Consider the following 5,864-nt stretch of genomic DNA (forward strand, 5'->3'; position numbering starts at 1 on the left):
AGCACCTGGCACGGCTGGGACGGAAGTCGCTGTCGTTCTCAAAATCGGTGGAGCAGCATGACAAAGTCATCGGGCATTATCTGAACATAAAACACTATCAATAAGTTGGAGTCATTACCCCAATAACGATTACTGGTCTATGACCACCGCCAGAGATACAGAAAAGCTTTATCTGTAATGAGCTCAACTATATATCCCGTCAACTGCTGGTTCAGAGCGTTGTCGTAAAAATCCTGTGCAAATAAATTAGTCATATATCAAGCCATTTACGCGGTAACTGGCAGGTCTGAAATTTAACCTCCTGACGATGCAGGCTTGCATACATCCATAGTTTTACTTTGGTATGTGACTCTAAGTATGTAGATCATCAGTCCGGCATGGAACGCTGTTTTGACCCGCTAAAATCCTTACGGAAAAGTAAGGATGTGGATTTGCCCCTATATTTCCAGTCATCGGTTCGTCTGAGAATGACGTGCAACTGCGCACGCGACACCCGGAGACAACGGCTGACTAAGCTTACTCCCCATCCCCGGGCAATAAGGGCGCGTGCGCTATCCACTTTTTTGCACGCCCATATTCAACGGCTTCTTTAAGGAGTTCATTTTCCATCGTTTTTTTGCCGAGCAGGCGCTGGAGTTCTTTAATCTGCTTCATGGCAGCAGCAAGTTCAGAGGCAGGAACGACCTGTTCTCCTGCGGCCACAGCAGTAAGACTTCCCTCCTGGTATTGCTTGCGCCAGAGAAATAACTGGCTGGCTGCCACACCGTGTTGCCGGGCAACAAGGGAGACCGTCATTCCCGGTTCAAAGCTCTGCTGAACAATAGCGATCTTTTCCTGTGTAGTACGCCGTCTGCGTTTCTCCGGTCCTAAGACATCAATCATCTGTTCTCCAATGACTAGTCTAAAAACTAGTATTAAGACTATCACTTATTTAAGTGATATTGGTTGTCTGGAGATTCAGGGGGCCAGTCTAAATTCCGTATTGCTGGTTCTTTATCGGTAGAAAAATCAATATCCATAGCATCGGTCGCAGGCGCTGATACATTGCAGAGCGACCGGGTATTAGAGTCGCTATTCACTGGTTATCACTGAACGCTGCGTGATCAGGGTTGCATTAATAAAATGATATGTTATAACATATCAATATTAACATATATTTTCGCATGTATATGAACGTAATCAGAAACGTCATTTGTACATTAATCATACTCCCGATAGGGTTACAGGCAGAGACCAGTCATTCTTCTATGGCTAAAGATACAATCACCGTTGTCGCGACAGGAAATCAGAACACGGTATTTGAAACGCCGTCAATGGTCAGTGTCGTCACGAATGACACGCCATGGAGTCAGAATGCGGTCACATCAGCCGGCATGCTGAAAGGTGTTGCCGGTCTCAGCCAGACTGGTGCAGGACGGACCAATGGGCAGACCTTTAATCTACGCGGCTATGACAAAAGCGGGGTACTTGTTCTTGTTGACGGCATCCGTCAACTCAGTGACATGGCAAAAAGCAGTGGCACTTATCTGGATCCGGCACTCGTCAAACGTATCGAAGTTGTCCGCGGACCAAACTCCAGTCTGTACGGCAGTGGCGGGCTGGGAGGTGTTGTGGACTTCAGAACTGCCGATGCAGCAGATTTCCTTCCCCCCGGAGAGACAAACGGTTTAAGTCTGTGGGGAAATATCGCCAGTGGTGACCACAGCACAGGCTCGGGGCTCACCTGGTTCGGTAAAACCGGAAAAACAGATGCGCTCCTTTCTGTCATTATGCGTAAAAGAGGTAATATCTATCAAAGTGATGGTGAGCGCGCACCTAACAAGGAAAAACCTGCAGCCCTGTTTGCGAAAGGCTCTGTCGGTATAACAGACAGTAACAAAGCAGGTGCCAGCTTGCGTCTCTACCGGAATAACACCACTGAACCGGGCAATCCCACTCAGACACATGGTGACAGCGGCCTGCGTGACAGAAAAACAGTACAAAATGACGTACAGTTCTGGTACCAGTACGCTCCTGTGGATAACAGCCTCATCAATGTAAAGTCAACTTTATATCTCAGTGATATCACTATCAAGACAAACGGTCACAACAAAACGGCAGAATGGAGAAACAACAGAACCTCCGGTGTTAATGTTGTCAACAGGAGTCATACTCTGATTTTTCCGGGAGCCCATCAGTTAAGTTATGGCGCTGAATATTACCGTCAGCAGCAGAAGCCAGAAGGCTCTGCCACACTATATCCGGAAGGAAACATTGACTTTACATCGTTGTATTTCCAGGATGAAATGACAATGAAAAGCTACCCGGTTAACATTATCGTCGGTTCCCGCTATGACCGGTACAAGAGCTTCAATCCCCGTGCCGGAGAACTGAAAGCCGAACGCCTGTCCCCAAGGGCGGCGATTTCAGTCTCACCGACAGACTGGCTGATGATGTACGGCTCCATATCCTCTGCATTCCGTGCCCCCACAATGGCAGAAATGTACAGGGATGATGTACATTTTTACCGCAAGGGTAAACCCAATTACTGGGTACCTAACCTTAATCTGAAACCAGAAAATAACATTACCCGTGAGATTGGCGCAGGTATTCAACTGGACGGCCTGCTTACAGGCAATGATCGGCTGCAGTTGAAAGGCGGATATTTCGGAACGGATGCCAGAAACTATATTGCCACGCGCGTGGATATGAAACGGATGCGTTCTTATTCTTATAATGTATCCCGGGCCCGTATCTGGGGATGGGATATGCAGGGAAATTACCAGTCTGATTATTTTGACTGGATGCTTTCTTATAACCGCACGGAAAGTATGGATGCCAGCAGCAGGGAATGGCTGGGCTCCGGCAATCCTGACACACTCATCAGTGACATAAGTATACCTGTTGGTCATGGAGGAGTTTCTGCCGGATGGCGTGCTGAACTTTCGGCAGCAGCCACGCATGTGAAAAAAGGCGATCCCCATCAGGCTGGCTATGCCGTACATTCCTTTTCACTGTCTTATAAGCCTGTAAGTGTTAAAGGCTTTGAGGCATCAGTGACTCTGGATAATGCCTTCAACAAGCTTGCCATGAATGGCAAAGGAGTGCCGCTTTCAGGCAGAACTGTCAGTCTTTATACCCGTTATCAGTGGTAACAAATCATGATGAAAAATACAGGTTATATCTTAGCTCTTTGTCTGACAGCATCGGGGCATGTCCTGGCCCACGATGTCTGGATTACAGGTAAACAGGCAGAGAACAACATTACCGCAGAGATTGGTTATGGTCATAATTTCCCCTCAAAGGGCACAATTCCTGACAGAAGGAATTTCTTTGAAAATCCCCGGATTTATGTAAGCGTAAACTGACCGCCGTATGTAGCCATCAGACGAGAATTGGTAACTTAGACGCCCATCTGATATAGACGGACATCTAAGTATGGAATTACAGGACTGGCGAAAAGAACCTCGTAAAAACTATTCGAATGAATTCAAACTTCGTATGGTGGAACTGGCATCACAACCTGGAGCTTGTGTTGCACAGATTGCACGTGAAAATGGCGTCAATGATAATGTTATTTTCAAATGGCTCAGGCTCTGGCAGAACGAAGGGCGTGTTTCGCGGCGTCTTCCGGTAACGACCTCTTCTGACACTGGCGTTGAATTATTACCTGTAGAAATAACGCCGGATGAGCAGAAAGAACCTGTGGCGGCCATTGCGCCGTCTTTATCCACTTCCACTCAGACCAGAGTCAGTGCCAGTTCCTGCAAGGTGGAATTCCGTCACGGTAACATGACGCTGGAAAATCCATCGCCAGAGCTGCTCACAGTGTTGATCCGTGAACTGACCGGGAGGGGAAGATGATCTCACTCCCATCAGGTACCCGTATCTGGCTCGTTGCCGGCGTTACCGATATGCGTAAATCCTTCAACGGACTGGGAGAACAGGTACAACATGTGCTGAATGATAATCCCTTCTCCGGTCACCTGTTTATCTTCCGTGGCCGACGGGGTGACACCGTCAAAATTCTTTGGGCTGATGCTGATGGTCTGTGCCTGTTCACCAAACGCCTGGAGGAAGGCCAGTTTATCTGGCCTGCGGTACGTGACGGCAAGGTATCCATTACCCGCTCGCAACTGGCAATGCTCCTCGATAAGCTGGACTGGCGTCAGCCAAAAACATCCAGCCGTAACTCACTGACAATGTTGTAAAAAACTCCTGACCGCATTATAAAAACGGTCATGAGTCAGAAATACCTCATTCGCATCGCAGAGCTGGAAAGGTTGCTCTCTGAGCAGGCTGAAGCCCTCCGTCAGAAAGACCAGCAACTGAGTCTGGTTGAAGAGACGGAAGCCTTCCTGCGCTCTGCACTGACACGTGCCGAAGAAAAGATCGAAGAAGATGAACGGGAAATAGAACATCTGCGGGCTCAGATAGAAAAACTGCGCCGGATGCTGTTCGGTACCCGTTCTGAAAAACTGCGTCGTGAAGTTGAACTGGCTGAGGCTCTGCTGAAACAACGTGAACAGGACAGCGATCGTTACAGTGGGCGGGAAGACGATCCTCAGGTTCCCCGCCAGTTGCGACAGTCGCGCCATCGTCGTCCGTTACCGGCACACCTTCCCCGTGAAATACACCGCCTGGAGCCAGAAGAAAGCTGTTGCCCGGAGTGTGGCGGTGAGCTGGATTATCTGGGGGAAGTCAGCGCTGAACAGCTGGAACTGGTGAGCAGTGCCCTGAAAGTGATCCGCACAGAACGGGTAAAAAAAGCCTGTACAAAATGTGACTGTATTGTTGAAGCACCGGCGCCGTCCCGCCCGATAGAGCGTGGTATCGCGGGCCCCGGATTACTTGCCCGCGTGTTAACGGGAAAATACTGCGAACATCTGCCACTGTATCGTCAGAGTGAAATCTTTGCCCGCCAGGGTGTCGAACTGAGCCGGGCCTTACTCTCCAACTGGGTTGACGCGTGCTGCCAGTTAATGACACCGGTGAATGATGCCCTGTACCGTTATGTAATGAACACCCGCAAGGTTCACACTGATGACACACCGGTAAAGGTACTGGCACCGGGTCAGAAAAAGGCGAAAACAGGGCGTATCTGGACGTATGTCCGGGATGATCGCAATGTGGGTTCGTCATCTCCTCCAGCGGTCTGGTTCGCGTACTCGCCGAACCGGCAGGGGAAACACCCGGAGCAACACCTCCGCCCCTTCCGGGGTATCCTGCAGGCGGATGCGTTCACAGGTTACGACAGGTTGTTCAGTGCAGAACGTGAAGGTGGTGCACTGACAGAAGTTGCGTGCTGGGCCCATGCCCGGCGAAAAATCCACGATGTATACATCAGCAGCAAAAGTGCGACGGCAGAAGAAGCCCTGAAGCGAATCAGTGAACTGTACGCCATCGAGGATGAAATACGGGGATTACCGGAGTCAGAGCGTCTTGCCGTCAGGCAGCAGCGAAGCAAAGTGTTACTGACGTCGCTGCATGAATGGATGGTGGAGAAGAATGGTACGCTGTCGAAAAAATCCAGACTGGGCGAAGCGTTCAGCTATGTACTGAATCAGTGGGATGCCCTCTGTTATTACAGTGATGACGGTCTGGCGGAGGCGGATAATAATGCTGCGGAAAGAGCGCTTCGTGCAGTCTGTCTCGGAAAGAAAAACTTTATGTTCTTTGGCAGCGATCACGGCGGCGAGCGTGGAGCACTGTTGTACGGGCTGATCGGCACCTGCCGTCTGAACGGTATCGATCCGGAAGCGTATCTGCGCCATATCCTGAGCGTACTGCCGGAATGGCCTTCCAACCGAGTTGACGAACTCCTGCCATGGAACGTAGTACTCACCAATAAATAAGCGTCAATACGGTGCTCCGTTGACGCTTAC

Annotated in this window: 5 protein-coding genes and 2 pseudogenes; 6 read left to right on the top strand and 1 reads right to left on the bottom strand. The window is 49.8% G+C overall.

The genetic code is table 11. From position 1 onward, the window contains the following. Positions 1-104 (top strand): IS1 family transposase (locus RDN66_RS13060; protein WP_213864077.1); only part of this gene is annotated, 104 nt, incomplete at its 5' end. A gap of 338 nt (positions 105-442) precedes the next feature. Here RDN66_RS13060 and RDN66_RS13065 read toward each other — a convergent pair. Beyond that, positions 443-882 (bottom strand): annotated as a pseudogene (locus RDN66_RS13065) (transposase); the annotation flags it as partial. Between the two features lie 281 nt (positions 883-1,163). Here RDN66_RS13065 and RDN66_RS13070 point away from each other — a divergent pair. The 5 genes and pseudogenes from RDN66_RS13070 (at position 1,164) to RDN66_RS13090 (ending at position 5,834) form a co-directional block, all read left to right on the top strand. Further along, the gene (locus RDN66_RS13070) at positions 1,164-3,134 is read left to right on the top strand and encodes a TonB-dependent hemoglobin/transferrin/lactoferrin family receptor (protein WP_001298664.1); all 1,971 of its coding nucleotides are present in this window, start codon (positions 1,164-1,166) and stop codon (positions 3,132-3,134) included. Between the two features lie 6 nt (positions 3,135-3,140). Next, positions 3,141-3,332: pseudogene (locus tag RDN66_RS13075) on the top strand (DUF4198 domain-containing protein); the annotation flags it as partial. A gap of 85 nt (positions 3,333-3,417) precedes the next feature. Beyond that, on the top strand, positions 3,418-3,843 hold the full coding sequence (locus RDN66_RS13080; protein ID WP_000422741.1) for a transposase: 426 nt from the start codon (positions 3,418-3,420) through the stop codon (positions 3,841-3,843). Beyond that, positions 3,840-4,190 (top strand): IS66 family insertion sequence element accessory protein TnpB, encoded by a 351-nt coding sequence (gene tnpB, locus RDN66_RS13085; protein WP_000624722.1) that lies wholly within the window; start codon positions 3,840-3,842, stop codon positions 4,188-4,190. The genes RDN66_RS13080 and tnpB overlap by 4 nt, the downstream gene beginning before the upstream one ends. Before the next feature lie 30 nt (positions 4,191-4,220). Then, positions 4,221-5,834, top strand: coding sequence for an IS66-like element ISEc23 family transposase (locus RDN66_RS13090; RefSeq protein WP_000080195.1), 1,614 nt, complete (start codon positions 4,221-4,223; stop codon positions 5,832-5,834). Positions 5,835-5,864 lie beyond the last annotated feature (30 nt).

Origin of the sequence: uncultured Kluyvera sp., from assembly GCF_902485085.1 — a bacterium.
In the GTDB taxonomy this organism is placed as follows: Bacteria; Pseudomonadota; Gammaproteobacteria; order Enterobacterales; family Enterobacteriaceae; genus Kluyvera; species Kluyvera ascorbata.

Bases quoted from the DNA above. Each gene is read 5' to 3' on its own strand.
- tnpB (WP_000624722.1), top strand. From the start codon at position 3,840: ATGATCTCACTCCCATCAGGTACCCGTATCTGGCTCGTTGCCGGCGTT.
- RDN66_RS13070 (WP_001298664.1), top strand. From the start codon at position 1,164: ATGTATATGAACGTAATCAGAAACGTCATTTGTACATTAATCATACTC.
- RDN66_RS13090 (WP_000080195.1), top strand. From the start codon at position 4,221: ATGAGTCAGAAATACCTCATTCGCATCGCAGAGCTGGAAAGGTTGCTC.
- RDN66_RS13080 (WP_000422741.1), top strand. From the start codon at position 3,418: ATGGAATTACAGGACTGGCGAAAAGAACCTCGTAAAAACTATTCGAAT.